General features: G+C 59.7%; 24 protein-coding genes and 2 pseudogenes. 8 read left to right on the top strand and 18 right to left on the bottom strand.

What is annotated here, in order from left to right; translation table 11 throughout:
• Positions 1–6: 6 nt before the first annotated feature.
• Positions 7–249 carry an FAD binding domain-containing protein gene (locus ABIB06_RS09770; protein ID WP_354049413.1) on the top strand — a complete coding sequence of 81 codons (243 nt, stop codon included), beginning with the start codon at positions 7–9 and terminating at the stop codon, positions 247–249.
• 71 nt (positions 250–320) lie between these two features.
• On the opposite strand, the gene ABIB06_RS09765 is transcribed toward ABIB06_RS09770, so the two are convergent.
• The 7 genes and pseudogenes from ABIB06_RS09765 to ABIB06_RS09735 all read right to left on the bottom strand — a co-directional run bounded on the left by ABIB06_RS09765 (position 321) and on the right by ABIB06_RS09735 (position 7,271).
• Positions 321–2,099, bottom strand: a complete 1,779-nt coding sequence (locus ABIB06_RS09765) for an adenylate/guanylate cyclase domain-containing protein (protein WP_354049412.1) — start codon at positions 2,097–2,099, stop codon at positions 321–323.
• Positions 2,100–2,146: 47 nt separating this feature from the next.
• Positions 2,147–3,046, bottom strand: coding sequence for a class I SAM-dependent methyltransferase (locus ABIB06_RS09760; RefSeq protein WP_354049411.1), 900 nt, complete (start codon positions 3,044–3,046; stop codon positions 2,147–2,149).
• 318 nt (positions 3,047–3,364) lie between these two features.
• The gene (locus ABIB06_RS09755) at positions 3,365–4,111 is read right to left on the bottom strand and encodes an adenylate/guanylate cyclase domain-containing protein (RefSeq protein WP_354049410.1); all 747 of its coding nucleotides are present in this window, start codon (positions 4,109–4,111) and stop codon (positions 3,365–3,367) included.
• Positions 4,112–4,660: 549 nt separating this feature from the next.
• Positions 4,661–5,404, bottom strand: a pseudogene (locus ABIB06_RS09750) (thiamine pyrophosphate-binding protein); the annotation flags it as partial.
• A 182-nt stretch (positions 5,405–5,586) separates the two neighbouring features.
• Positions 5,587–5,886: a hypothetical protein gene (locus tag ABIB06_RS09745; RefSeq protein ID WP_354049409.1), complete on the bottom strand. Its 300-nt coding sequence runs from the start codon at positions 5,884–5,886 to the stop codon at positions 5,587–5,589.
• A gap of 115 nt (positions 5,887–6,001) precedes the next feature.
• Positions 6,002–6,685 (bottom strand): sensor histidine kinase, encoded by a 684-nt coding sequence (locus ABIB06_RS09740; protein ID WP_354049408.1) that lies wholly within the window; start codon positions 6,683–6,685, stop codon positions 6,002–6,004.
• Between the two features lie 124 nt (positions 6,686–6,809).
• A complete protein-coding gene (locus tag ABIB06_RS09735; RefSeq protein ID WP_354049518.1) occupies positions 6,810–7,271 on the bottom strand; it encodes a MarR family winged helix-turn-helix transcriptional regulator in 462 nt (153 codons plus the stop codon).
• 456 nt (positions 7,272–7,727) lie between these two features.
• Here ABIB06_RS09735 and ABIB06_RS09730 point away from each other — a divergent pair, with 456 nt between their 5' ends.
• A complete protein-coding gene (locus ABIB06_RS09730) occupies positions 7,728–9,047 on the top strand; it encodes a HAMP domain-containing sensor histidine kinase (protein ID WP_354049407.1) in 1,320 nt (439 codons plus the stop codon).
• Positions 9,048–9,074: 27 nt separating this feature from the next.
• On the opposite strand, the gene ABIB06_RS09725 is transcribed toward ABIB06_RS09730, so the two are convergent.
• Positions 9,075–9,395 carry a sigma factor-like helix-turn-helix DNA-binding protein gene (locus tag ABIB06_RS09725; protein ID WP_354049406.1) on the bottom strand — a complete coding sequence of 107 codons (321 nt, stop codon included), beginning with the start codon at positions 9,393–9,395 and terminating at the stop codon, positions 9,075–9,077.
• A 285-nt stretch (positions 9,396–9,680) separates the two neighbouring features.
• Positions 9,681–10,799 carry a DUF2336 domain-containing protein gene (locus ABIB06_RS09720; protein WP_354049405.1) on the bottom strand — a complete coding sequence of 373 codons (1,119 nt, stop codon included), beginning with the start codon at positions 10,797–10,799 and terminating at the stop codon, positions 9,681–9,683.
• A gap of 180 nt (positions 10,800–10,979) precedes the next feature.
• On the opposite strand from ABIB06_RS09720, the pseudogene ABIB06_RS09715 reads away from it, so the two are divergent.
• Positions 10,980–11,364, top strand: a pseudogene (locus tag ABIB06_RS09715) (IS66 family transposase); the annotation flags it as partial.
• Positions 11,365–11,382: 18 nt separating this feature from the next.
• Here the strand turns inward: ABIB06_RS09715 and ABIB06_RS09710 are convergent.
• Positions 11,383–11,766 (bottom strand): helix-turn-helix domain-containing protein, encoded by a 384-nt coding sequence (locus ABIB06_RS09710; RefSeq protein WP_354049404.1) that lies wholly within the window; start codon positions 11,764–11,766, stop codon positions 11,383–11,385.
• A gap of 306 nt (positions 11,767–12,072) precedes the next feature.
• On the bottom strand, positions 12,073–12,252 hold the full coding sequence (locus ABIB06_RS09705; RefSeq protein WP_354069951.1) for a hypothetical protein: 180 nt from the start codon (positions 12,250–12,252) through the stop codon (positions 12,073–12,075).
• Between the two features lie 56 nt (positions 12,253–12,308).
• Between ABIB06_RS09705 and ABIB06_RS09700 the strand changes: the two genes are divergently transcribed.
• A complete protein-coding gene (locus tag ABIB06_RS09700; RefSeq protein WP_247301871.1) occupies positions 12,309–12,557 on the top strand; it encodes a hypothetical protein in 249 nt (82 codons plus the stop codon).
• Between the two features lie 159 nt (positions 12,558–12,716).
• Here ABIB06_RS09700 and ABIB06_RS09695 read toward each other — a convergent pair whose 3' ends face one another.
• From ABIB06_RS09695 to ABIB06_RS09665, 7 genes are all read right to left on the bottom strand, one after another.
• Positions 12,717–13,352: a DedA family protein gene (locus ABIB06_RS09695; protein WP_354049402.1), complete on the bottom strand. Its 636-nt coding sequence runs from the start codon at positions 13,350–13,352 to the stop codon at positions 12,717–12,719.
• Between the two features lie 5 nt (positions 13,353–13,357).
• Positions 13,358–16,009: an ABC transporter permease gene (locus ABIB06_RS09690; protein ID WP_354069953.1), complete on the bottom strand. Its 2,652-nt coding sequence runs from the start codon at positions 16,007–16,009 to the stop codon at positions 13,358–13,360.
• Positions 16,006–16,680: an ABC transporter ATP-binding protein gene (locus ABIB06_RS09685; protein WP_354049400.1), complete on the bottom strand. Its 675-nt coding sequence runs from the start codon at positions 16,678–16,680 to the stop codon at positions 16,006–16,008. Before ABIB06_RS09685 ends, ABIB06_RS09690 begins: the two co-directional genes overlap by 4 nt.
• On the bottom strand, positions 16,673–17,335 hold the full coding sequence (locus ABIB06_RS09680) for an ABC transporter ATP-binding protein (protein WP_354049399.1): 663 nt from the start codon (positions 17,333–17,335) through the stop codon (positions 16,673–16,675). The genes ABIB06_RS09685 and ABIB06_RS09680 overlap by 8 nt, the downstream gene beginning before the upstream one ends.
• A 1-nt stretch (position 17,336) precedes the next feature.
• A complete protein-coding gene (locus ABIB06_RS09675) occupies positions 17,337–17,918 on the bottom strand; it encodes a hypothetical protein (protein WP_354049398.1) in 582 nt (193 codons plus the stop codon).
• Positions 17,919–18,087: 169 nt separating this feature from the next.
• Complete coding sequence (locus tag ABIB06_RS09670; protein ID WP_354069955.1) at positions 18,088–19,431, bottom strand: sensor histidine kinase; 1,344 nt, start codon at positions 19,429–19,431, stop codon at positions 18,088–18,090.
• Complete coding sequence (locus tag ABIB06_RS09665; RefSeq protein ID WP_354049396.1) at positions 19,428–20,090, bottom strand: response regulator transcription factor; 663 nt, start codon at positions 20,088–20,090, stop codon at positions 19,428–19,430. The genes ABIB06_RS09670 and ABIB06_RS09665 overlap by 4 nt, the downstream gene beginning before the upstream one ends.
• Before the next feature lie 213 nt (positions 20,091–20,303).
• On the opposite strand from ABIB06_RS09665, the gene ABIB06_RS09660 reads away from it, so the two are divergent.
• The 4 genes from ABIB06_RS09660 to ABIB06_RS09645 all read left to right on the top strand — a co-directional run bounded on the left by ABIB06_RS09660 (position 20,304) and on the right by ABIB06_RS09645 (position 23,360).
• A complete protein-coding gene (locus ABIB06_RS09660) occupies positions 20,304–21,086 on the top strand; it encodes a COG4705 family protein (RefSeq protein WP_354049395.1) in 783 nt (260 codons plus the stop codon).
• Positions 21,087–21,159: 73 nt separating this feature from the next.
• Complete coding sequence (locus ABIB06_RS09655) at positions 21,160–21,561, top strand: hypothetical protein (RefSeq protein WP_354049394.1); 402 nt, start codon at positions 21,160–21,162, stop codon at positions 21,559–21,561.
• A gap of 209 nt (positions 21,562–21,770) precedes the next feature.
• Positions 21,771–22,574 carry a COG4705 family protein gene (locus ABIB06_RS09650; protein ID WP_354049393.1) on the top strand — a complete coding sequence of 268 codons (804 nt, stop codon included), beginning with the start codon at positions 21,771–21,773 and terminating at the stop codon, positions 22,572–22,574.
• 45 nt (positions 22,575–22,619) lie between these two features.
• Entirely contained in the window at positions 22,620–23,360 is a 741-nt protein-coding gene (locus ABIB06_RS09645; RefSeq protein ID WP_354049392.1) for a transporter, read from the top strand.
• The last annotated feature ends 1,109 nt before the right edge of the window (positions 23,361–24,469 follow it).

Below are 24,469 nucleotides of genomic sequence, written 5' to 3'. Positions count from 1 at the left end.
GGCTGCGTGGCGACACAAGCCTCCGATCTCGCGGTCGCGTTGGCTGTGCTCGACGCCGAAATCGTCGTGAGCGATTCGAACGGCGAGCGGCGACTCGCGCTGGATGACCTCTACCCGCTCCCCGGTGCGACCGACGCGCCGGATTCCTCGCTCGCTCCCGGCGAAATGATTACGGCCGTCCATATCGGCAACGCCTCCCGTTTCGCGACCCGATCGACCTATCTGAAGGTTCGGGACCGCGCCTCCTAGTCCCCCAAGCCTCTCTGGGCGGACTTCAACCAAGCGGGGGCGCTACTTCGCTGATGGGCCACAAGGAGACCTCAATCCGGAAGACCCGCCTTGCTAAGGCCATTCGCGAACATAGCGAAATCTTCTGGTCGTCGGAACGGCGCCAAGCGTTTAAGACTAGATAGCCGCAAGTCGGGATCAGACTCAAATGCCCGCGAAATGACTTTTCCCGCTTCATCAAGTCGACCCCCAAGCGCTTTGCTGGCCGCGGAGATACAAATACCCAGCAAGAAACTCGGAAAGTCGCGAGTGGCCTGATCAGCCAACGATGACGCCTCGTCATAGCGGCGCGCCAGGAGATGAGCACAAGCAGCTGCCGCATGAATGCCAAACATTGTTGGATCTAGCGGGCTCAACCGCCGTGCGCGGGCAGCGTGGTCAATCGCGAGATCCGGTTCTCCTCTCCACACCCTGAGCCAGGCGCTCAGCATCCAGGCTGACGCATAATTTGGATTGACCGCGAGTCCCTGATCCATGAAGGCTGCAGCATCGTCGAACTCCTGATCGATAAATGCAAGTGCGTAGCCACCCAAGCACATCGCCACCGGGTCATCTCGGCCAATAAGCACCGCCGTGCGCGCCAGTCGCGTCGCCTCGCCGTTTTCCAATGTCGCGTCGGTCATCCAACCATGAGCCTTCCGACGCACATAGCACCATGCAGCCAGACCGTAAGCAGCGGCAAGACCCGGTTCGAGCTCGATCGCAGTTCTAAAATGCTCGAGTCCTTCGTTATTTCCATCTCTCGTCCACCGATGAATGCACGCGAGCCCACGCAGGTAGCGATCGTATGCGTCAAGATTTTCGATCGGCTTCCGTAGAGCCCGCTTGATCTCCGCACGCTGCAGCTTCGGCGCAATAGCGCCAACGACACTAACCGTCACTTGGTCCTGAAGATCAAACATATCTTCGAGCGTTCCATCGAAGTGATTCGCCCAGAGATGCGCCCCGGTATCCACGTCAACAAGCTGACTCGAGATGCGAACGCGCGCGTCAGCCTTGCGAACGCTTCCTTCCATCACGTAGCGAACCCCTAACTCGCGGCCGACCTGCTTCACATCGACGGCGCGCCCCTTGTAAGTGAAGCTTGAGTTTCTTGCGATCACAAACAGCCAGCGAAACCGCGACAGCGCCATTGTAATGTCTTCCACGATGCCGTCCGCGAAGTACTCTTGCTCAGGATCTGTACTAAGATTTTGGAAGGGCAGGACGGCGATGGAGGGCTTGTCTGGCAACGCCAAGGCAGGCCTCTGGCGCACTGCGATGCCGCGATCCCTAACTCTGAAAACTCGGACGGGGCGCTCGATATTTTTTAATCTTTGTTCGCCGCCATCGTCACAGGCGAAATCGAGCTTATCCCGGACGTGTCGGTGAGCATCGTCAGAAAGACAAATACCGCCGGGCTCTGCGATGGCTTCGAGACGAACCGCCACGTTGACAACGTCCCCGAATATGTCGCCGGCATCTTTGATGATGTCGCCGACATTGATCCCGATCCTGAATTCAATACGTTTATTTGACGGCACGGCCGCATTGCGCTCGGCCATCCCGCGCTGAACATCGAGGGCGCAACGTACAGCATCGACAACACTGTCAAACTCAGCCAGCAACCCATCACCGGTATTCTTGACAATGGTCCCACGATGGGCAGCAATATTCGGGACAAACAGGCCCTGCAGATGTTCCCTGAGTCTGACATGAGTGCCTTCTTCGTCCGCGCCAGTCAGACGGCTGTAACCAGCTGCATCAGCCGCAAAAACGGCAACGAGTCGCCGCAAGAGGTGTTCGCGAGCCAAGGACTCCTCCTCGTGCATATAAACGGCTCCTCCAAATAAGGATCGCCGGGCAACACTTCCGAATGTTAGCCCCGTTCGGGTTCAACTACCACTGGGTCCAAAGCGAACCGGGACATCAAGGGTCCTTCTGTAGCCGCCCGCACGATATGGGGACCGGGTCCAAGGGTGATGTCTCGCCCCAAGACCCCGTAGAAGCGCTCGGCTATTTCGGAAGCGCCGAGATCTTCTATGGCGCTAAAGCCCGCGCCGCGCAGCAACTCGTGCAGTTCGCTAGGCTCAAAGAGACTGAGCCAAGGCTCACCTCGCGCCGCCGCTCTTTCGGCCGTTGCCATAATGCTTGCCCGGCGTTCAGCAGGATAATTCTGAAATGGCTCCGCATAATCGAAGACTACGAAAGCTTGCGGTAATTGGGACATGAACTTCAAAGTGGATAAGATTGCATCCTTTGTCAGATAAGGCACCACGCCAAGCCATTGAAAAACGGCCGGCGCGTCTACATTGAAACCTGCCCTCGTCAGACCTTTGGCCGGACTTTCTCGTTCAAAATCGATCGGCGCGAAGACAAGCGATGGTGGCTCAGAAAGGCCCGCTGCACTTATCCGATCTCGCTTCCACACTTGCGTTGCAGGGTGGTCAACTTCAAAGACGCGAACACCTAAAGCAGCATAGGGATCTCGCAATGAGAACGTATCCAGGCCCGCCCCCAGCACCACGACCTGACGCACGCCATCAGCGACGCAATTTGCTATCGAGTCTTCCGAAAGCCGGCTTCGTGCGGCTGTGAATAAGCGCATTGGCCGCACCGAGACGTCCGTCGCGATCTTATTCAGGGCGGCGGCCATCTCTTCGTCTAGTATTCTCAGGGCCAACTGATCCTTGAAGATCGCCCCGGCTTCCAGTGTTTGGTGAATAGCGCGATAGGCAGCCGCTCTCCGCGCCGTCTGACTTGGTTGTCCATATCGCATGACGATCCGCCAATGATGCGGGAAACCAATTTATAGCACGCCGAAGCCCGACATGGGGCGTCCATTCTTGTCAGAAAGAACTTTCTGCGCGCTAAGTCTCTGGAAGGAAGCCATGCGAGAGGTCCAGGCGGTCCTCGGCGGCCCCCGAGAAGGCCGCTAAGGGCCCCGAAACGGACTTTGAGCTTCCCGGTTGCTATCGGCTACGCGCTCGCCGCAAATAGATCCCAGTGGCCCGGTAGGCCCTTCTGAGTTCCACGGTCGGAGAACTTCAGCCCAGCACCCGCAACAGGGTCGGTGACGACTCGCGACACGAGAACTTCATCTGGTCCGGCTTGTGCCATTGCACGCGCGGCGGCGTGAACGGCGATGTCGTCGGTTCGGAGCTCGATTTCGCCAGTATGAAGCCCGGCCCGCACGGCAAACAAAAGCGCCTAGTTGCGGCTTCAAACGCCACTGCGCAACGGATTGCCCGCCGGGTCCGTCGAACGTCGCGAGGATTCCATCGCCGGTCGTTTTAATTAGATTTCCCCGATGCTGCACCACGATGCGCTGCGCCGCCCGGTCGTGCTCGTCGAGTACCCGGCGCCACGCCTGATCGCCCATCTCGGCCGCCCGCCGCGTTGAATCGACGATATCAGCGAAGAGAACAGTCGCCAACACGCGGTTGACATCTGATGCGGTCGTCTCGCGGTGACCGGTAACGAACTCCTCGATATCACCGCACAGGCGCGGCCTGTCTCCGGGGAAAATGAGATGATCTCTACAGTCTGCGTAGGCTAAGAATTGTGCACCCGAAATTTGCGACGCCAAGAACTTCCCTTCTCGATGGACATGACGTCGTTTTGACGGTGTATCACCAGGATCGGCACTCGAATGGAAGGAAAGAATGGCCCTCACCTCGACCACGATGTTGTACCGAGCGGCCATCTTTAGAGCGCCCGGGCTGAATGCCAAGCGTTCCAGCTTGGCGTACTGTCGAGCAACATCGGGCTCATCCGCATGACTTGGGAGGAAGTGGCGCATGGTTACCCAAGTACCCCAGCCGCTCGCCCAGGTGCTGTCCACGCGGTTCACTATGTCGTGCCCAGGGAGACGCGGAAGGTGGCGACAGACGATCTAATCCCAGATTGGGACTTTGAAGCGTGATGCCTTCGTCGTCGACACAGCCACAAAAAGCGGCCGCTCCCGAACAGCTGTCGCTCGCGACGCGATCCGCGCAAGGGCGCTAGGCCCCGAACTTGATAGCGTCGACGGGACGTCCTTGGACAAGGGCGCCGGACGGGCTCGCGGCCATGCTGCGTGCGCTCCGCTATTGCTCCGCCTTGACCTTTTTGGGCGGGATCATTGTGATGCCGGCAGCGGGCCGCATGATCTTCCGTTGCTGATATCCAGAGACAATGTCGTCGGTCACGTCATCGGCGCTGTAGGTGAACCCCCGACAGGCGAGTTATTCACCATCACGGCCAAACCACGGTGGCCGGCACCGATCGCCTCGTCGCCGCCAGACTGATAATCTTTCGCGTATTATCTTATCAGTTGGCCAACTGGCTCCATTTGCAGCCAAACGTTACCAGCCGGCGCATGGACAAGCTTTGGCGTCATAGACGCCTCAATTTCCTTGCCGCGCAATGCGTGCACCATCGGCGCCTTGAGCCGCTCGCCGAGTGCCAATAATCCATCATGCGCGCCCGCGCACCCGGAGCCGCACAAGAGTGTCACGCGGCTCGCGCCATTGAGAAGTTTCGCCAGCCCGTCGAGGTCCGCAGGCGCCGGCGTAACGACGGGAACAGGCGGAAGCAAGTTTATGCGCTTTGGCGACGGGGCCACCGCGGCCGGCTGCAGGGCAACATCGCCCGGAATGACCAGGACGGACGCGCCACGCTTTCCCACTGCTTCCCGCATCGCGACCTCCAGTGCGCGGGGCATCTGGTTCGCACCGGACACAAGCTCGCAGTAATGGCTGCATTCGCGGAATAGGTCTTGCGGGTGGGTCTCCTGAAAGTAGCCGCTGCCGATTTCGGATGAGGGAATGTGCGCCGCTATCGCAAGCACAGGCACGCGCGAACGGTGACAATCGAACAAGCCATTGATAAGGTGAAGGTTGCCGGGTCCGCAACTGCCCGCACACACGGCGAGTTCGCCGGTCAGATGCGCCTCGGCACCGGCGGCGAAGGCCGCGACTTCCTCGTGTCTGACATGAATCCAGTCGATCTTGCCGTGCCGACGGATGGCGTCTGTCAGACCGTTGAGACTGTCCCCGACAACGCCGTAGATGCGCTTGACGCCCGCGGCCGCAAGAGTTTCGACGAATTGATCGGCAACAGTTTTGCTTGGCACTTGCGCCTCCTGGAAGTCCATTGAGTACGAGCCCGCAGTGCAGCGTTCGCTGTTCCGAGGAATTCGCTGTACGTCTAGGCAGGCAGGTAAGGAGGCTGCGGCGTAGGACTACTAAATGGCCTTAAGGTGACTAAATTTGAATTTAGAAGCACTGGCCCATCATCATGCTCTGCACGCAATCTCACGGCACTGCCGACGCGCCATCAGCAGCTCCGGCAGATCGAATTCATCGTCCTATTGACCTTCGCTTCCTCCCGGTCGATGGCGGGATCGGTGCCGAGCAGTGGTCCTTTCATAGGGCGGCCGTTGCCCACGGTGTCTGACGAAAGCGCTGTGCCCAATGAATTGGTGCCGGGCGCTGCAGCGCTGGTGCCGAAGGCGCCGCCTGTCATAGACATACCTGTCATGGACATGGAAGGCGATCCCATGCCGGCGCGGGCAAATGCCGTGCTGGTTGAAGCGCCAAGGGAGAGAGCGATAGAAAGAATGGAAAGCATCTTCATGTCGAAACTCCTTTCGCGAGACGATAGGTAGGTGTTGTTCTTGCGGTTCGGAGTAACAAATCGGTGTGGGTAGCCGCGGTCCCGCGGCGAGCGTTGTTGCCGCATTGCGCTTCGGCTACGTGCCCACATCTCGATCCAAATCGATGAGCATGGAACAAGCAACGCCCGCCGGCCGGAAGTGGAGTTGCACTTCGCCGTATTGGTCGAGAGCCTTCGTAATCAGGCGCGAACCAAAACCGCGGCGCTTGGGTTGCTTCACCTCCGGCCCCCCATCCTCGTACCAGACAAGGGCGAGCTTACCGGCGGCGCCGAGTGCCTGCCGGACCTCCCAAGTGAGATTGACAGTCCCATCTGTTGAACTCAGCGCACCGTATTTCCTGGCGTTGGTGGCGAGCTCATGAATGAGCAAGTGCAACCAAAGTGCCAACTTCGATCCAAGTTCTACATCGGGTCCGCCCACGACGACCTGACCGCTTCGTGCGCAACAGGAACGCATCGTCTGCTTCAGCAATTCAGCGAGCCCGATTTTCCCTGTGTCCGATCGGTACATCACTTCATAAAAGTCGCTCAAGCCGGAAATTCGGGCGATCACCTTCTCGCGGTAATCGTCCACGGTCCGAGATTGCGTCTGTCCAAGAACCGCTTCGATCATGGCCACCAGATTGCGAATCCGGTGATTGACCTCCTGGAGCAAAAGAGGGAGGCCTTCGCCGTTCATTCGAGCGCGCGGAGCTCTGTCGCCGGCAGTTGGGGGGAAGCTCAGGATTCCGGAGGTCCCGTCCTGCTGATATCGATCCATCTGATCTCTCTTTGGCTGGTGGAGATAAAGGGACACAATAGATCTCCGGAAACCTCAGACCACTAAACTCGCGTTTCCCGCATTAAATCCGAATTTAGCGGCGCTTCGCTGGTCGCTCGTCATCCTATCGGAGAGAGTCGGGATCGACTTTCCGCCGGTAGTCCAGCAGCCGGTCGCGGATGTTAGATACTTCTCGCTGGACCCTGACGAGTTCGCTCTCGGACATCCCAAGGGCTTCTTCGGCGCAGGCCACGATATTCGCGGCTTCGCGACGCAGCGCGAGCCCCCGATCCGTCAGGCGCACGCGGACCTGCCGCTCGTCTTCGGGATCACGCGCGCGGACGATGTGGCCGATTCCTTCGAGCCGCTTCAGGATCGGGGTCAATGTGTTCGACTCAAGGAAAAGCGCCTCACCCAATTCTTTGACCGTGCGGTCATCCTTTGCCCAGAGCACTACCATCACCAGGTATTGAGGATACGTGAGTCTGATTCTGCTCAGCAGCGGGCGATAGAACTGATTGAATGCATGCCCTGCCGAATAGATCGAGAAGCACAGCAATTCGTTCAACCCGGGACCGCGCTTCATTTGGGTCTTTTGCCGGATCTGACGCTTCTTTCGGATCACCACTGGAACCTCCCACAAGTTATACTCTGGTATAGATCGCGCGCGATTGAATCGCCAGCGTTGACAACGAAAATCGAAGAAGATAATTTAAAGCGTGCACGATCAAATCGCCAATGCGCATAGTGAACATGACCGGTTCGTCCGCGGAGGCTCAATGATGAGCTCAATCGTCTCAGACAACTCTGCCAAAGCACTCGCTGAAGTCCTGCCAGAGATGCAGGCTGAACCGGCGCATGCCACGCGCGTTCTACGGACCAGCTGATGATGGCATCAATCGCGCGTCGGTTTAGGCAGCCCTCTGCCGCAGCCAGCGTATCGAAAGCTGCGCGTTGAGCCATGCCAATGAGCCTACATAAGCGACTGGCGTCGACGAGCTTCCGCTGGGCCAGTATGTTTTCAGGAGTGTGTGCGATATGCTTGCTGCTGACATGGGGATTTTTGCATTGGTGGATCTCCAGCCAGGCGATTGTTGACATCGATCGGGCAATTACCGATCTGGCCGATGCCTTTTCCACACTCCCAGCCCAGCGGTTGAATGAGGAGTTTCAGCAGTTCCTCGAGCGGGATCTGCGCCGGGTGCATCTCATAGGGCGGTTCGCAGAGGATGGCAGCCGCCTCGGCGGCAATGTCGAGACTCTGCCATTTGGGCTGGCCGCTACCGGATACGCTCGGGAATTTGCCATGATACGCGTCGACGCCTTGGGGCGCGAGGAAAAGGTAGCGCGCGCTATTGTCCGTCGACTTGACGATGGATCGGCGCTGGTCGTCGGTCGCAGCATCGACGAAGTAAGGCGGGCGGGAAGTGCGGTGGATAGCGCTATGGCCTTGAGTGTCGTCCCGGTCCTGTGCTTCGGATTGGCGGCCGGAGCCTTCATGAGCAGGAGGGCAACGCGCGCACGTATCGAATTGTTTGACCGATCGGTTCAGAAAATCCTGACAGGGGATTTGCGCGAGCGCTTGCCGCTGAGGGGCACGAACGATCCGTTGGATGAGTTTGCGATATTGTTTAATGCGATGCTAGATGAGACCGAGGCTCTCATCCGCGGGCTCGCCGGCGTCGGAGATCAGATCGCACACGATCTACGCACGCCGCTGACGTCCGTCAGGATGGTTCTTGAGCGCGGCCGCGACGAGGCAATGCGCCTCGACCAGGTACAAACGGTGTTTGAACAGGCGATTGGAGGGCTTGATCGATCGCTTAACACGATCACGGGGTTGCTTCGTATCGCCGAGATTGATCAGAATAGGCGCTTGGCGGGATTCGCCGATATCTCTCTAACGGAACTCGTGCGCGCAGCCGGAGAGCTCTATGAGCCGCTCGCCGAACAGAAAGGCGTCGCTCTGATCGTGGAGGCGAAGGACGAAATCATCGCTTGGGGCGATCGCGATCTCCTGCTCGAAGCCATTTCCAATCTGGTCGACAACGCCGTGAAATATACGCCGCAAGGAGGCCGGGTCGAACTGAGGCTATGCCGCACCGGAAACGACGACGTCGTGCGTATCACCGATACTGGCCCTGGGATCCCTGAAGCGGAGCGAGATCTCGTCACCAGACGCTTTTACCGATCGGAGCGGACCCGTCGTGCGGCGCCCGGCCTTGGGCTGGGGCTGAGCCTCGTTCACGCGATTATAAAGCTGCACGGCTTCCGATTTACGATCCTGCCCGGGCCGGGTTGCGTCGTGCAGATCTCGCTTGCCGGGGCTTCGTCGCGATGTTCAAGCTTGAAGCCGGATTGATTGGCCGGCCCGCCCAGTCTGGGACGCCTATGCTGCTTCTTTTTGAAGTTCGAACTCTGACCTTGGTGAACGCAGCTCCGCATCCGGCCTCAAATGCCTTCTTGCAGCCCGCTTGATCTTTACAAAGGCGCTAGTCTCGATCTGCCGCACGCGCTCGCTGGAAATCGAGAATTCGCGCGCCAATTCATCGAGCGTAGGAGGCTTCTCGCTCAGCCGCCTTGCTTCGAACACTCGCCGCTCCCGTGTCGTCAGCGCATCCAGTGCCGCGTGAAGTGCGCCAGATTTCCGTGCCGCTTCGTCGTGCTCGGCCAGGATCATCTCGGCAGTGGGCGACTGGTCCACCAGCATCGACTGCCAGTCCGTTGTCTCGTCCTCCCCGTTGACGGACCTGTTCAGCGACAAGTCGCTGTGAAAAGGCCTTCAAGATTGCCCCCTCCACCGCTTGGTAGGTCAATAGCTTAGCTCGCCGATCGGCGTCGGGACCCCGCGCCGATTGACACCAGAAGCTGCTGATCCGAAGCGTCCCGCTCAGCCCAGGCCAACATTATGAAGTTAGGAACCTGACACTGTTCTTCAGCTTCGTTGTCGTTCGAAATGCCTCGGGACCTCGGCCAAGCCAAGCTATGGGATTTGTCAAAGACGCATAGCGCTGGCACGCTGAAAAGGTCCGTTGCCCGGTTCGTTCTTTCGCGATCGGTACACAGCTAGGACGCCGCGGCACGTCTTCACGTCTAGCCGATAGAAATCGTGCATCAATCGCTCGAGGTCACCGGCCGTGATCTTGTAGCTTGGCGCCCCCAAGAACAGCAGCGCCATCGTAGATGGCCATGAGAACTCCAGCGATTTGGCCAGGATCAAGATCGGCTCTCGATCTTTTTCGATCAGTGCTCGTTCCACGATGTCGATCGGCAGTTGGCACAGCAAAGATAGAGCTACAGCCGTTTCGTTGAACTTGAGCGAGTGGGCAAATTCGAAGACCTTGTCCTCGGTCAGCTCGCCTCGCTCGTGCAGCTTTGCCACTGTCCGCTTGGCAGCGAAATAGTCCTTGGAGGCCGGACCGAACCTGGCGTGGATTGCGCCGGTGACGTCAACGACGACCTGATGGATCTGCGGCCCGATATCGGGACGCTCCCGTTCGAGTTTTTGCCGCACTTCTTCGGAGGCTTTGGCGATCAGCTGATGAAACAGGTGCCGCGGAATATCTTTTCGCAATCCCACAGATTCCGCGAGGATCGAATCCCCTTCCGAACGCCGCACCAGGTGTAAAAATCCGGAACTCGAAAAATTCGCCCCGTTATTTGCTGCGACCGAGCTCACGACCTCGTTGGAACCACGGACGACGAGGACATCGGTGACCGATTCCGGGACCGACCTTCGCTTGGAGATCGCAAGCAGATGCTGCTGACTCTTCGTCCTGGCACAAGCGATCAGCGTCTCAGTATCGAGGCGCTCCGACCGCTTGAGGATCGGCCAGGCGACCTCGATGCGGTCATCGGAGGCGAACTTGCGGGCCAGCTGGTAGGGTGCATTGGTGCTGGAGGCGAGCTTTCCTGCCAATCGGGCACGAGCTGTCGTCTCAATCTCCTGGGCGAGGCGACCAATGATCTCGCCGAAGGTCCAGATCTGGTCCTCGGAGCAGGTACCGGCAATCAGCACATCGGTCACATGCCACAACGCCCGAAGACAACTCTCGGGATTTCCTTTGGCAACGGCCTCTTCCAACTCGATCAATAAAGACGCGGTGTCAGCCATGACGCGCTCGCAGCTCGAAAAAGTCTAAAAAAGACAAAGAGCTTAAGTCAGCGAGACCATCACACCATCACCGGGTTGAACGACCGGTAAATCTCGCGCTTGTGCCTTAGCTCTGCGTTAAGGTCCGCCCAATCGAGCCGCTCAAATTTTACGCGCTTCAGGGCCCTGCGAAGGCAACGGCCAAAGCTGTTCGGCGACGAGACGACGATGCCGGTGCTCGATCCCGGCCGCGGGCGCGCCAAAGACCGGTCAGCTCTGGGCCTATGCAGCGGACGACAGGCCATGGGGCGGTGCCGAACCGCCGGGCGTCGCCTATGTCTATGCCCCTGATCGCAAAGCCGACCGACCAATCGCCCATCTCGCAGGCTTCAGCGGGCTCCTGCAGGTCGACGGCTATGCCGGCTATGGCAAGCTCGCCGAGCGTGGCGACGTTCGGCTTGCATTCTGCTGATCACATATGCGGCGTAACTTCTACGAACTTGCCACCCCCGGTCCCTGGCCTATTGCGACCGAGGCGCTCGGGCATATCGCCGAGTTCTATGCCATCAAGAAGGACATCCGTGGAGGTGAGATCGGTCGGTGGTTAAGGCTCGCTCACGCGCTTAGCGCGGGCGAGAGTTTCGGACGGCATCTCCCCAAATGTCCTGGCGTATAGGCGCGAAAAGTCGCCCAGGTGCCAGAAGCCGTTGGCAAGTGCGGTGGCTTTCACGCTTGATTGTCCCGCCGAGAGCTGGTCGCGAACCGCTGATAGCTTTTTCAGGCGCAGGTAGCAGTGCAGGCTCACGCCGTTGACGGACTGTGACGCGACCTGCAAGGTTCGGACGGATGTTCCAATGCGGCGAGCCAAATCGCTGCTGTAAAAATGAGAGCACGGCAGACTTTGAACTATCTCGTCCAGCTGTGCGACGATCTCTCGGTAGCGGTCAGAGGATGATCCAGAACTCGTCTCAGAGCGAGGTTCCAGCATGGTCGACCTTGCTAATCATAACGCGCCCTTGCAACACGAAACTTGGCCAAACTACCAACTGATGCGAGAAAGAATTGCCGCCGCAGCGTCCGAATAGCGGCCGCCGTACAATTGCTCATCCACGAAATGAAGCGCGAGGAGAGCAACAAGCGTAGCCATTGCAACTCTCATATCCGGAAGCATGAGGGACACCATTTAATGGCGGGTTAATCTACGAGAGTTTGTTATCCGCATTGCAGCGACCGTATCGTCGGGAATTTAAGAGCCCGGCTTCGATACGCAACACCGTCCGGTCTACCTACCTCGCTACGGCGGCGTTGAGGCGAATTGAGAAATGATCACCGCGACTTCGGCGGAATGAGGACAGATCCAATTGACGTCGCGGGTACGCCTTCTATTGGGCAGGTGATCTGTATTGGGCAGGTGATTTGCCTGCGCCATAAGGCTGCGCCGCAAATCGCCGCGGCGACCGGCGTTCAGCAGCATCGACCGTCTGGTATTTGTCCGCGCGTATCGGTAGAATTCAATTGTCGGAGACTGACATGCCACATTGGATCAAACTCGTTGTCACTCTGGTGTTGCTGACGACGATCGCCAACCTTGGAATTCTCTCTTACCTCCTCGCTCCTCAGCGACCTGTCGCCGCGTCGAGGGAATTGTTCGACCACCCGGGTTTTAAGAAGGCTGTAGAAAGCATCGCGCAGGCAAAGGGGTATTTGACCGAAGCAGAAGTTGAGAAGATTATTGAGCGCTGTCGGGTCGTGCCTGGCGGCAAGATCAACTGCGACTGACAATGTTTTTGTGCTCGATAAGTGGAGCCGAAGTGTCTGATTCTCAAGAAAAGTCGATTCGGATTTTCCCGAGCACCGGGGTTGGCGGCATTTCATTTTGAGCGGACTTTGCCAGGGACTGCCACCTTTGTGGCGGCCCTTTTGAGATGCACCGCGGGATCACTGGCCTCGCCTAAATCTCTGGCGTCCCCGCAACCAAACGAACCACCCGCAGGCGACGACAAGAGCCAACAGGATCACGGCATCAAATTGATGAAAGAGCCTGCGGAAGGTCGGGTCACTGTGCCACCGTTCCCCTAGTAAATATCCAATGTAGGCGAGAGCAAAACACCAGGGCCATGAGCCGAGGAACGTATAAACCTGAAATTTCAGCATCGGCATTCGCGCCAGCCCGGCAGGAAATGCAATGAAGGTCCGTATCACCGGCAATAGGCGGCTGATGAAGACCGCGATGCTTCCGTAGCGCGCGAAGAAACGTTCGGCGTAGGCCAGTTCGGCGGGGCGAATCAAGATGAAACTCCCCCAGCGTTCGATCGCCTTCCTTCCACCCTTGGCGGCAGTAAGATACGCCAAGGTCGAACCGAGATTGCAGCCGATCGCACCCATGGTCGCGGCGCCGAGCAGGCTGAACCGACCTGCGAAAACGAGATAGCCGGCAAACGGCATGATGATTTCAGAAGGTAGAGGAACGCAGGCAGACTCGACTGCCATCAGAATGACCAGGCCGAAATAGCCCAGATCCGATATTGAACCGATAATCCAGTTCGTAACTGCCGCAAGAACTTGATCGAACATGTCGCTTAGCCACCGCGCAACGCCTCAAGGTCCGGCTTCTTCGAAAGGGTGAGCGTTCCGGCTATTGCAATTGAGCCGCAAAGGAGCGCCGTAGCCAGAGCGACCGTCACATATAACCATGGCACGGTGAGCGTCTCCGGTGGTGGATCAAACACGCCGGACAGGAGAGTGACGTGGGCGTACGCTATTCCGAAGCCGACCGCGATGCCCATCACCGCGCCCCCGACCACGATGATGAGCCCCTCGCTCCAGAGAAACGCGCCGAGTTGTCTTGGCGTAGCGCCGAGCGCTGAGAGAATGGTGAAGCTGCGCCGACGCTCCGAGAGCCCCAGCGCCAGGACAAGGCCGGTGACGCCCGCGATCATCAACACTGCAAAGCCAAGCTCCAACGCGGTCAGGCCACGCAGGTCGACCGCGGTCAGACTAGAGCTGATAAGCGCCTGTGTCTCACCGAGCGTCGTAACCTTGGTGCCGCCGCGTTTCGCTGCCAGCTTGCGCGCGTCAGCCGCCACGGCTTCTGCGTCCCCCGACGTTCGCAACAGAACTACCTCACTGGCATCGGAGCCAGCCTGTTTTGCGATGTAGTCCGCGTTGGCTACCAGGAAGGAGTCCTTTGGAGCTGTCGGAAACTCGCGGACGACGCCGATGAACTTGAACGGAACAACATGATATTGATGGTCGCTTGCGTTCTGAAGCCGCAGGTTCAGGCGGTCGCCGGGCTGCAGCTGGAAGTCGTCCACCGTTTCCTGCGAGACCAGAACACCATCCGGTGTCTCGGCTAACGACGAGAGAGACTTGCCGGCATCATGATTGGCAAAATAGGCGTTCGAAATCGTGGTCAGCTTGCCGATCGTTGTGGGATTGATCCCGAACATATCTTGCAGATCCGCTCCGACGTAGGCAAAACGATGCATCATCGGCTCCGCTGCAGCCACGCCTGGAATTGCTCTCAGCTCCGCCAGAAGCTCGCTGGCGGGATGCGCCGTGGTTCCCGTCAATGTGACATCGGCGCCGTTCGTGAGTTCAGCGTCCACGCGTGATTGTGCGTTGTACGTGCTGTTGAATATAGCCGTTGCCGTCGCAAAGGCGAATGCGAGCGCGACCAGCGCAACGCCCCTCGCCATCCGGCGTTGCTGACGCGACAGCAAGGCCACGATGATCGGCCCGAGAGCCGCCGACAGCGGCGCAAGCAGCACCGCGACCACGCCTTGGCCCCGTCCCAGCGCCCATCGGCTCAGGCGGAGCCACAACAGGCCGCCACCGATCCAGAAGCACAGCGGCGCCAGGAAAGCTTCGTAGTGCACCGAGGTCTGGGCGATGCCCTCGGGGGCCAGAACAATTTCATAACCGGTCCTTGCGACCATCCAGAATACGACGCCGCCGGCACCGAGAATGACAACGTCCAGATAAAGTCGCTGCCATAGCGAAGGCACCGGTCGATCCATCTCCGCGCGCGCAGCCGCGATCGACGTGCCCGTCGCGTCCATCCAGGCGGGAACGAGCGAGGCCGCAATTCCGAAGCCAAGCCCGACGGCGCCGACAAGGACGAGCCAAGGCATCACCAGGCCGAGATTTTGCGACCGCCACCAGGTCACGGCCACGACAGCCGCGAGAAGCTGGCCGATCACGGTGCCGAGTCCCGCAACCGCAGCGGCCTCAATCGCGGCAAGACGCAACAGTTGCAGAAGCGACGCGCCGCGAAGCCGCAGCAGCGCCTGCTCCCGGCGGCGACGTTCCGAACCGGATGAGGCGACCGCGAGCGTAACCAGGAGCGCCAAAATGACTCCGGGAATGCCAAGGAAGAGGAACAGGACGCGCATATAAAGCGAGTCGGCGCGCACCGCGTCGAGCCGCGCGGCAAGATTGTCGGCAAGCGCGGCGCTGCCTGCGACGCGTGCCTCGAAATTGTTGGCCGCGCGCTGCGCCTGCACGAAGGCCGCACTCGGATCCGGCGGCAAGACGGCATGATCGAGCCGAACATGGATCTGTGTGCGGACCGTGTCCGGCCGCGCAGATGCTTGTTGTGCGAACACGGTCCGCCACTCCGACATTGGCATCAGAAGCACGTTGTCTGGCGGAGCCTGGGGCGCAATGTTCTTGGACACCCCGATCGCCTGGAACATAGAGTCGGCATTCGGCAGCGCCACCACACCGGCAATCCTGACGTCGACCGGGCTGCCGCCCACAAGACGGATCGTCACCGTGTCGCCGGGGGCGACGTGAAGATTGGCGGCCGTTTGCGCGGCAATCAGCACGCCGTCCCATGATCCCAGGTTGAGCTGAATCTGGCCGGGAAAGAGCTGACGATAATCCGTCTCCAGGCCGAGCACCTTGCCCGGTCCGGTCGTCTGCGTCGTCCCGCCCGTGATAGCGGAAAATCCCTCCGTGTCCGCATAGCCTGCGGACTGCAAGTTTTCATAGCGAGCGGCATTGCCGATCGCGTCGATCACCGTTGCCTCATCGGCTCCGGGGACGAGAAGAACCTGCCAGTCCGCGGGCAGGTTCGCCACGGCGCGTCGGGCCATGCTTTCGGAGGATGCGACGACAAATGCGCCCAGAGATCCCAGCAGCGCGACAGGCAATGCGAGCCCGACAACAGCAGCGGCAAGGCGGCCAAAATGTGCGGCGAAAAAGCCCTTGAGCCAAAGCCGTATCATGTGCTCTCCGCCATCGCCGTGAGCTGGAGCCGTCCGTGATCCATGAGCCATGTGGTCTTCATGCGCTTGGCCACGGAGGGATCGTGGGTGGCAACGAGAAGGGCGGCGTCGCTCCCCTCAAGGGAGTTGAGCAATGCATCGACGGTTTGCCGGGCGATCGACTGATCGAGCTGGCCGGTCGGCTCGTCGGCCAGAATCAGCCGGGGCTTCAGCGCGATCGCCCGCGCGAGCGCGACGCGTTGCGCCTGGCCACCCGACAGCTCGTCCGGGACTTTGTCGGCTATGTCTGCCAGCCCAAGCGACTCCAGCGCCGCCAGTGCCCGGGTCTGCGGCGAGGAGATATTTCCGGCTATTCGCAGCGGGACCTCGATGTTTTCGACGACGTTCAACGTCGGGATCAGGCTTGGCGCCTGGAACACGATCCCGACAAATCCCGGCCGAAGCGCATCATGCGGGCCGAACGCGGGCCATCTCAGCAGACCGCTGGTCGGCGTATCGAGCCCGGCGATCAGATGAAGCAATGTCGATTTGCCGCTTCCAGAGCGGCCGAGCAGGGCTATTCGGTCGCCGGCCCGGATCTCGAACAATGCCGGCTGCAGGGCGTAGATGTCGCTGCCGCCCTGGCTGAAGCGGCGCGTCACCTCCCTGCCCTCGACAAGGATGTCAGGCATCGCCGATTCTCCCGTCGCGAAGATGAATAATCCGATCGGCGCGCGCGGCAAGCGCCTGACTATGGGTTGCCACGAGGACGGCAACTCCGGCCCGGCATTGCTCGTTCAGTATATCGAGGATGGACCGCTCCGTGACGGCATCGACCTCTCCGGTCGGCTCATCCGCGAGAAGGATACGAGGAGCCGCAGCCAGGGCGACGGCAAGACCCGCCCGCGCCAATTCGCCTCCCGACAGCTGACCGGGCCGAGCCGCCGCGCGCTCTCCGAGCCCGACACCCGCCAACAGGTTCTTTGCCCGCTCATCGCTGATCTTGCCGGCGATGAGCATCGCCAGCTTGATGTTGTCCATTACGGAAAGCGAGGGAAACAGATTCCTGGATTGCATCAGGATGCCGATGTTCGCGCCGCGGCGGCGTGCGCGCTCGGCTTCCGACCGGCGGGTCAGGCGCTCCCCGAGTAATTCGACATACCCCCCATCGGGTTCATCCAGACCCGACAGGCAGGCAAGCAGCGTCGACTTGCCGCTGCCGGACGGGCCCACCAGCGCGACCAGTTCGCCCTCGTCGAGCCGCAGGCAGACGCCACGAAGCGCAAGCGTTTCGGATTCTCGCGTGTGAAAGAACCTGTAGATATCGAAAGCCTCAACGACGGCCATGTCATTGCCACCTGAAACTCTTCGCCATCAGATCCCATTGATCGGCATTGTCCGCTCCCAAGGGCGCCGACATGGTCAACGTGACCAGCTTGCCATTCTGCCAGAAGAAATAGCGGTCGTTCTCCTCGCGGATCGCTTTCTCGGTCACCGGGTTCGGTTCGGAATTCGAGCTGTAGCTGACGACAATGGCAGGTCCGGAAGGGAGCTTGACGGATTTGACCCCTGTCATACGAACCGCCCTGCCAGTCTTTTCAAGGTCGGCGATCTCCTGTTGTTTGGCGTTGGCCACGCTTATGGCATCGGCACGTTGCGACACGTCCAACGCAATCGTGTTGTATTTGTCTCTGAAGGTGACACCGTCCGAGGTCTCGCGACGAGCCCATCCTTCCGGGACCTTGATTTTGAAGCCGAGCGGCGAGCGGTAGTCGATGAAGACCTGATTGTCCGGGATGTCGCCAGGCGGGTTCTTTTCCGTGGCCACGGGCTTTTCGGCGCTGCTTGCCTGCGCAAAGAGCGACGCGGGCGCAAATCCAACAAGGCTCGCCATAGCGGCGGCGATGGTAAGGGCGCTCATTCTGTTCATGGTTGACCTCCTGTTGCCACCCCTTGCGGATTGCGATTTTGAAGATGCCCAAGCTCGTTGGTTATCTTTCTATCATCCTCCTTCGCCTCTTGGATTGAGCGAGATCATTTCTCCGATGAGAATTAGCTGCGACTTAGCAGCACGCCCGTTCCAGCGCCCCTGGGCTTCTCTACTCGCCCGCGCCTTTACTGGGCAATGAATCCGGATTGCCAGAAATCGGCAGCCGAACCGTGGCACGGAGCCCCGACCGGCCGATGCCCGTGACATTCTCCAGCGCAATTCTGCCACCCAGACTGTCGACAATGCGCTTCACGATGGACAAACCAAGTCCCGTGCCTTCGCCCTCCGGGCGCGAACCGCGGAAGAACGGCTCGAAAATCTGATCCATATCAGCCGATGCGATGCCGGGGCCGGTATCCTCAACCTGCAGGATCGCCGTGCTATCTTCTCGATAAACTCCGATATCGATCGTCCCGCCCCGGGGCGTGAAGCGAAGCGCGTTCTCGAGCAAATTCCGGATGATCGCCGCGAGCATCGCCGGCTCGCTGTGCACCGTGAGAGGTTCGACAAACGCGAAGCCGAGATCGATGCCCCGATCGACTGCCTCGGGCAACAGATCGGCCACGACCTCTTTCGCCACATGGTCGAGCGCGGCCAGCGGCTTTTCGGCAAGGCCGGTCGGAGCCGCTTCATGCCGCGCCAGCGCGAGCAATTGCTCAAGAAGATGCTTGGTGCGGTGCATACCCTGCCTGAGCGCGGCAACGCGCTCCCGCGCCCGCTTGGGGAGCGCGACCGACTCAAGGTTTTCCGCCTGCAGGCTCAGCGCAGTGATCGGTGTGCGCAGCTCGTGAGCGGCATCGGCAACGAAGCGCTGGTGCTGATCCATCAAGAGCCGCATTCGCTTAAGCAGGCCATTGATCGAGGTGATGAGTGGATGCAGCTCGCTGGGCGTCCCCGAAAGCGGCAGCGCGGTCATGTCATCGGCGCGTCTTGCATCGAGATCACCGGCCAGCCGGACCATCGGGCGCAGCGAGTACGCAATGACAAGCGCCGTGACCACCATCAGGCAGGGAATGAGCGCCGCGATCGGAAGCAGCGTGCGAAACGCTACATCGCGCGCGGTTTCCTCTCGAATAGCGGTCGGCTGTGCCACGGCAAACCGGCTGCCGTCGGGTCGTGTTCGTAGCAGCACCCGAACTGGTTGGTTTTTCCACGTTGCGACCTGCAGACCATCCTGCAGGGTGAAGAGCTGGCGATCGTCTGCCGAGACCCGCGGCATCTTTCCCAACTCGATGAGCCAGACCTCAGTGTCTTCCTCGACGCCGTGAAGAGGCTGGCCGCCGCTGAAACTGGTATTTTGCGCCAGGCTCGCGAGCTGGATCAGGATCGAGTCCTGCAGCTCGATGGCCTCGCCGAACGCCCACCGGTAGGCGAACATGCTGCCGATTGCGCCGGTCAGCAGGATGATTGCGGTCAACCCGACGTAGAGACGTCCGCGCAACGACTCGATCATGATGATTGGTCCACCATCCACCCTACACCGCGCAAGTTACGGATCGCTGTGACTCCGAGCTTCTTGCGGATGGTGTGGATCAGATATTCAATGGCATTGCTCTCGACCTCTTCATTCCAGCCGTAAATCTGCCGTTCGAGCTCGCTGCGCGACAGAACCGTGCCCGGCCGCGCAAGCAGCGCCTGCAGCAGAGAATATTCGCGCGCGGTGAGCAGTGCGCTCTCGCCGAAAAAGGACGCCTCCCGCGTCGCCGGGTCGAGACTGAGCTTGCCATTGCTCAAAAGCGGCGGGGAGCCTCCGCCCTCGCGGCGGAGCACGGCGCGCATGCGCGCCAGCAGTTCGCGAATCTCAAATGGTTTCACCAGATAGTCGTCTGCGCCGAGATCGAGTCCGTCGATCCGGTCATCGACGCCGTCCCGCGCGGTGACGATGATCACGGGGAGCTTCCGGCCCAGCGTGCGCAGGCGCCGAAGCACCTTGCGGCCGTCTGCCTTCGGCAGCCCAAGATCGAGCAGGGCCAACCCGTAAGCTTCGTTCTCCGCTGCGTGGATCGCGGTCTCACCATCAGTGATCCAGTCGACGGCATAGGCTGCATCCTTGAGCGCCTGCTGCATGGCCGTGCCGATCATCCTGTCGTCCTCGATCAGCAGAACTCGCATCACCTTTCCCTCATCCGGGAGGCCAGAGCCGGACTTGCCGAATTCTTGTGCTCCAGACTTAGCGCAGACTTAGGGAGGTGTCGCGCTTCACAATGCTTTGACAGAAAAGTGGGTCTCGGCGCCGCAGGACAACCCTGGCCCTAAGGCGCACCTAAGTCGGCCATGGCCAATCTCTGGCGTCGCCTGGGGGTGACTCGTTTCGGGGAGACCCACATGTCCACGACCTGGGAATTGCGTCCATCTCCGATGCTGAACAAGGTTCCGGAGGTCACGCTGATCTTCTGGACCATCAAAATCCTCTCGACCACCGTCGGCGAGACCGGCGCCGACTATCTCGCCTTGCATGTCGGTCTCGGGTCAACCCTGACCATGGCGTGCATGGCCGGTCTCCTAATCGGTGCGCTGATCCAGCAGCTGCGCGCGCGTTGCTACATTCCGTGGATTTATTGGCTGACGGTGGTTCTGGTCAGCATTGTCGGAACCCAGATCACCGACTTCATAAGCGACAAGCTCGAGATCAGCCTTTACGTGAGCACGGCGGCGTTCGCCTGCGCGCTCGCTGCAACCTTCGCGATCTGGTACGGCGTCGAACGCTCGCTCTCGATCCGCACGATTGTCACGACGCGACGCGAGCTGTTTTACTGGGCCGCTATTCTCTTCACCTTTGCGCTGGGGACGGCGGCGGGAGACCTCGCCACGGAAGCGCTCGGGCTCGGTTTCCAGCTCGGCGTTCTCGCGTTCGGCGTGCTAATCGCGTTCATTAGCATTTTCTACTCGCTCGGTGTCAATCCGGTCCTCACCTTCTGGCTCGCCTACATTCTGACGCGCCCCCTTGGCGCTTCGCTCGGCGATTTGCTGTCGCAATCACGACACTACGGCGGGGTGGGTCTCGGCACGATTCACACCAGCCTCGCGTTCCTGACTGTGATTATTGCTCTAGTCGCCTGGGTGACCTTCGAAGGTGACCGCAGCGAAGGCGCCGATCCGGCGGAGTGATCCGAAAAACCTTTGAGCTTCCACCCGAGAGCCTGCGTGGATCCTGCGTGGGGAAACCATGAGGAGATGTTTCATGAAAAGAGTTCTTCTGGCAGCGGCGATCGGCCTGCTGACATGGGCCATTGGCGAGCCGATGCATGCACGCGGGCCCATCTCGTTCCTAACGCGCGCCGAGGCCGGAGTGTCCGCGCATCTCGGTGACCTCTCACCGTTCCGCACCATCGTCATCGATGTTTCTGCCTTTATCGACAAGGGTGACCTCGTTGGCGCCAAGAACCGGATCAAGGATCTCGAGACGCAGTGGGACGATGCGGAAGCTGCATTGAAGCCGCGCGCCGCCGTCGAGTGGCACATCGTCGACAAGGCAATCGATCGCACGCTCGAAGCGCTGCGCGCAGCGACGCTAGATCCCGCCCAATGCAAGCAGACGATCACCGACCTGCTGTCCGTTATGGACTCGATCGGAAAATCATGAGGCGGGCTAACGGCAATTATGCGCTTCATGAATCTGCGCCATGGAGCAACGATGTCTCCAACGCGCGGGTGCCGCGCTTACCAACGGCGATGTGACGAGAATGTTTAGCTTACCAAGCGACCTTCTCGTGCGTCCTGCGTTGTACGCGCGAGAGGTTGCCGCTCTACACTGGTGAAACTCAAACTGCGTGAATGTTTGCGAGAGGCACAATGCAAAACGACGACGAGATCCTAAGCAAAGTCCCCGAGGTGACACTCGGCTTCTGGGTGATCAAGATCCTTGCCACGACGCTCGGCGAAACGGGCGGCGATGCGGTGACAATGACCTGGCTGCATGCTGACCAAAATGCTCACAATGGGGGTTATCTGATCGGTACTTGGATATTTCTTGCGGTGTTTGTTGCGGCAGTGCTCGCTCAAATTTCGACAACAAGGTTCAATGCCTGGATTTACTGGCTGGCCATCGTGGCCTCCACGACAGTGGGCACGGCCATGGCCGATTTTTTCGATCGCTCACTGGGCATTGGCTACACCGGAGGTTCGTCGATCCTGTTAGCGTGCGTCTTGTGCTCGCTCGCGATTTGGTACTTCACTCTCGGCTCGATCAATGTTCAGACGGTTGCAACGCCGAAAGTGGAAATCTTCTACTGGGTGACGATCACGTTCTCGCAGACCCTCGGGACCGCGCTCGGAGATTGGACCGCGGACAGCACCGGTTTGGGCTATGACGGAGGCGCGCTCCTGTTTTGTGCGGGACTGGTCCTGCTGGCGGCTCTGTATTATTGGACTGCAATCTCGCGCGTGTTCCTGTTCTGGGCCGCCTTCATATTGACGCGACCGCTCGGTGCGACGGTCGGAGACTTTCTTGACAAGCCGACGAGCCATGGCGGCCTGGCGCTGAGCCGTCCTTTGGCGTCTGCGGTGATCCTCGCCGCAATCGTTGTGCTTATTCTGGTCTTGCCGCAGCGGCCGGGACGGCATCCCGGATCCGAGGTAGCTGCGCAGCCGCGGTGACTCTCAGATGGAGTCCTCGCATTGCTGAGCGGAGGAGGCAGTTCAATGCGGGTTCTGTTGAGCTGGTTGGGCGCTACAGTGCTGGTCGTCGTTTTGGCGCGGCCAGCGATCGCTGGTCCTCCCTTCGTGTCCGATGATCCCGAGCCGACTCCTTATCATCAGTTCGAGATCTACACCTTCAACAACGGAACGAGTACGCGCGACGGCACGGATGGCGAGACCGGCATAGATTTCAACTACGGTGCAGCGCCTGATCTCCAGCTCACAGCGACCTTGCCCGCGGGCTTTAGTCAATCTTCGGCCGGCGGCACCAATTTCGGGTTAAGCAACATAGAGCTTGCCGCAAAATACCGCTTTCTGCATCAAGACACTTTCGGTCTGGACGTCGCCTTTTTTCCTCGCGTTTTTCTTCCCAGTGGTTCGAACACGATCGGCGACAACCATACCTCGGTGCTTCTGCCGGTCTGGGTAGAAAAGGACTGGAAGTCAGGATGGTCCGCCTTCGGAGGCGGTGGATGCACATTCAGTGCAATCCGCACGGCGGATTTCTGTTTGGCAGGTGCCGTTCTGACGTATCAGCTGATGCCCAGGCTTCAGATCGGCGCTGAGCTCTTTCATCGGACTGCCGACTCCCAAGGCACCCCTGCTTCATCGGATGTCGGCGTAGGTTGGCGCTATGATCTCAGCAAGAACTTTCATCTGCTCGGTTATGTCAGGCGAGGAGTCGAGAACACGGAGCAAACTGATCGCTATTCCTGGTACACATCCGTTCTGTTCACCTTCTGAAACTGGTTAGCGTAACCTAGGACTGCGCGGACCCATCTCCGGCAGTGCGCATCAATGCATGTCGCTGCCAGAGTTGCCCACCGGTGCAGGTTAATGGCAGTTGCCTCTGCGCATGCCGGCCGCAAATTCGGTGAAAGCTCCTAATTGGATTCCGACGGCCCGGCTTTTCTGGCTTGAGGCAGCCGATCATTTTCCATCGAGTCCGTCACAGGAATCGGGTCGATGATGGTTTAGATGGTTGGCCTGTGTCAGCCAACGGTCACTGAGTGCCACGGCGGCAATGCGCGGCTTCAAGCCGCGTACCAATCACCACATCACCTCCAGATCTTTGGTTCCGGCTCTGGCGCACAGCAGGTCTGTCCTGTAATATAGATCTTGACCGGATTCCCGCGGCCGGAGCCGCGCCGGGCTGGTACGTAGGTCTCATGCGCCTCCTCGACATTGGCTTCGCCTTTGCGGTTGCAGGGGCCGTTTGGCTCCGCTGGCAATCGGATGGATCGGTAGACGTCAAGACGTCCTATTTTTGGACGATGGCTGACACTGTCATCTGCGAAACGCCATTCCAAATCCGAAAGGCAATCGTCGCAATGGCTCAGGACGACGGAGCCCGCATTCGTAGTCTCGCTTGTACCCGACCTGGGGCCGGCAAGAGAGTGCGCGTCGTTTCCATGCCTGCAACCATATACGGGCCCTGGGAAATTCAATTGATTTCGGAGAGAGGCGCCGCCGCCACGAGGTGGGGCTATGCCGATCAGTTTGAAGCTAACCGAGATCAATAATTACAACGGGCCGCCGATTGTTAGCTCTTTCGCTCAATCTGTTACGTTCATCGCTTTCTTGGTGCCACTCCGTGAAGCCATGCCCAGCGGCCGGCTTCACCCTGCAGCAGGGCACCACCGTGCCGCAATCGACACGCTGCACGCGCTTCCAAGCAACGTAACCGATCAGATTCAGTTGCTGGAGAGAAGGCTATGCTAGGGCTACGGTGTCATTCGGCCTGCAATATTGACCCCCCGTATTGCCGCATCAGCGAATGTTACCCTGATGGCGCCATTGGACTGGTCGATGCGACCTCGACTGATCGGCCGCGCCAAGTGGCTTTTCCGGCT

The organism is Bradyrhizobium sp. LB8.2 (assembly GCF_040548035.1).
In the GTDB taxonomy this organism is placed as follows: domain Bacteria; phylum Pseudomonadota; class Alphaproteobacteria; order Rhizobiales; family Xanthobacteraceae; genus Bradyrhizobium.
Note: the sequence above shows the minus strand (reverse complement) of the source record. Positions and strands in the feature narration are given on the sequence as shown.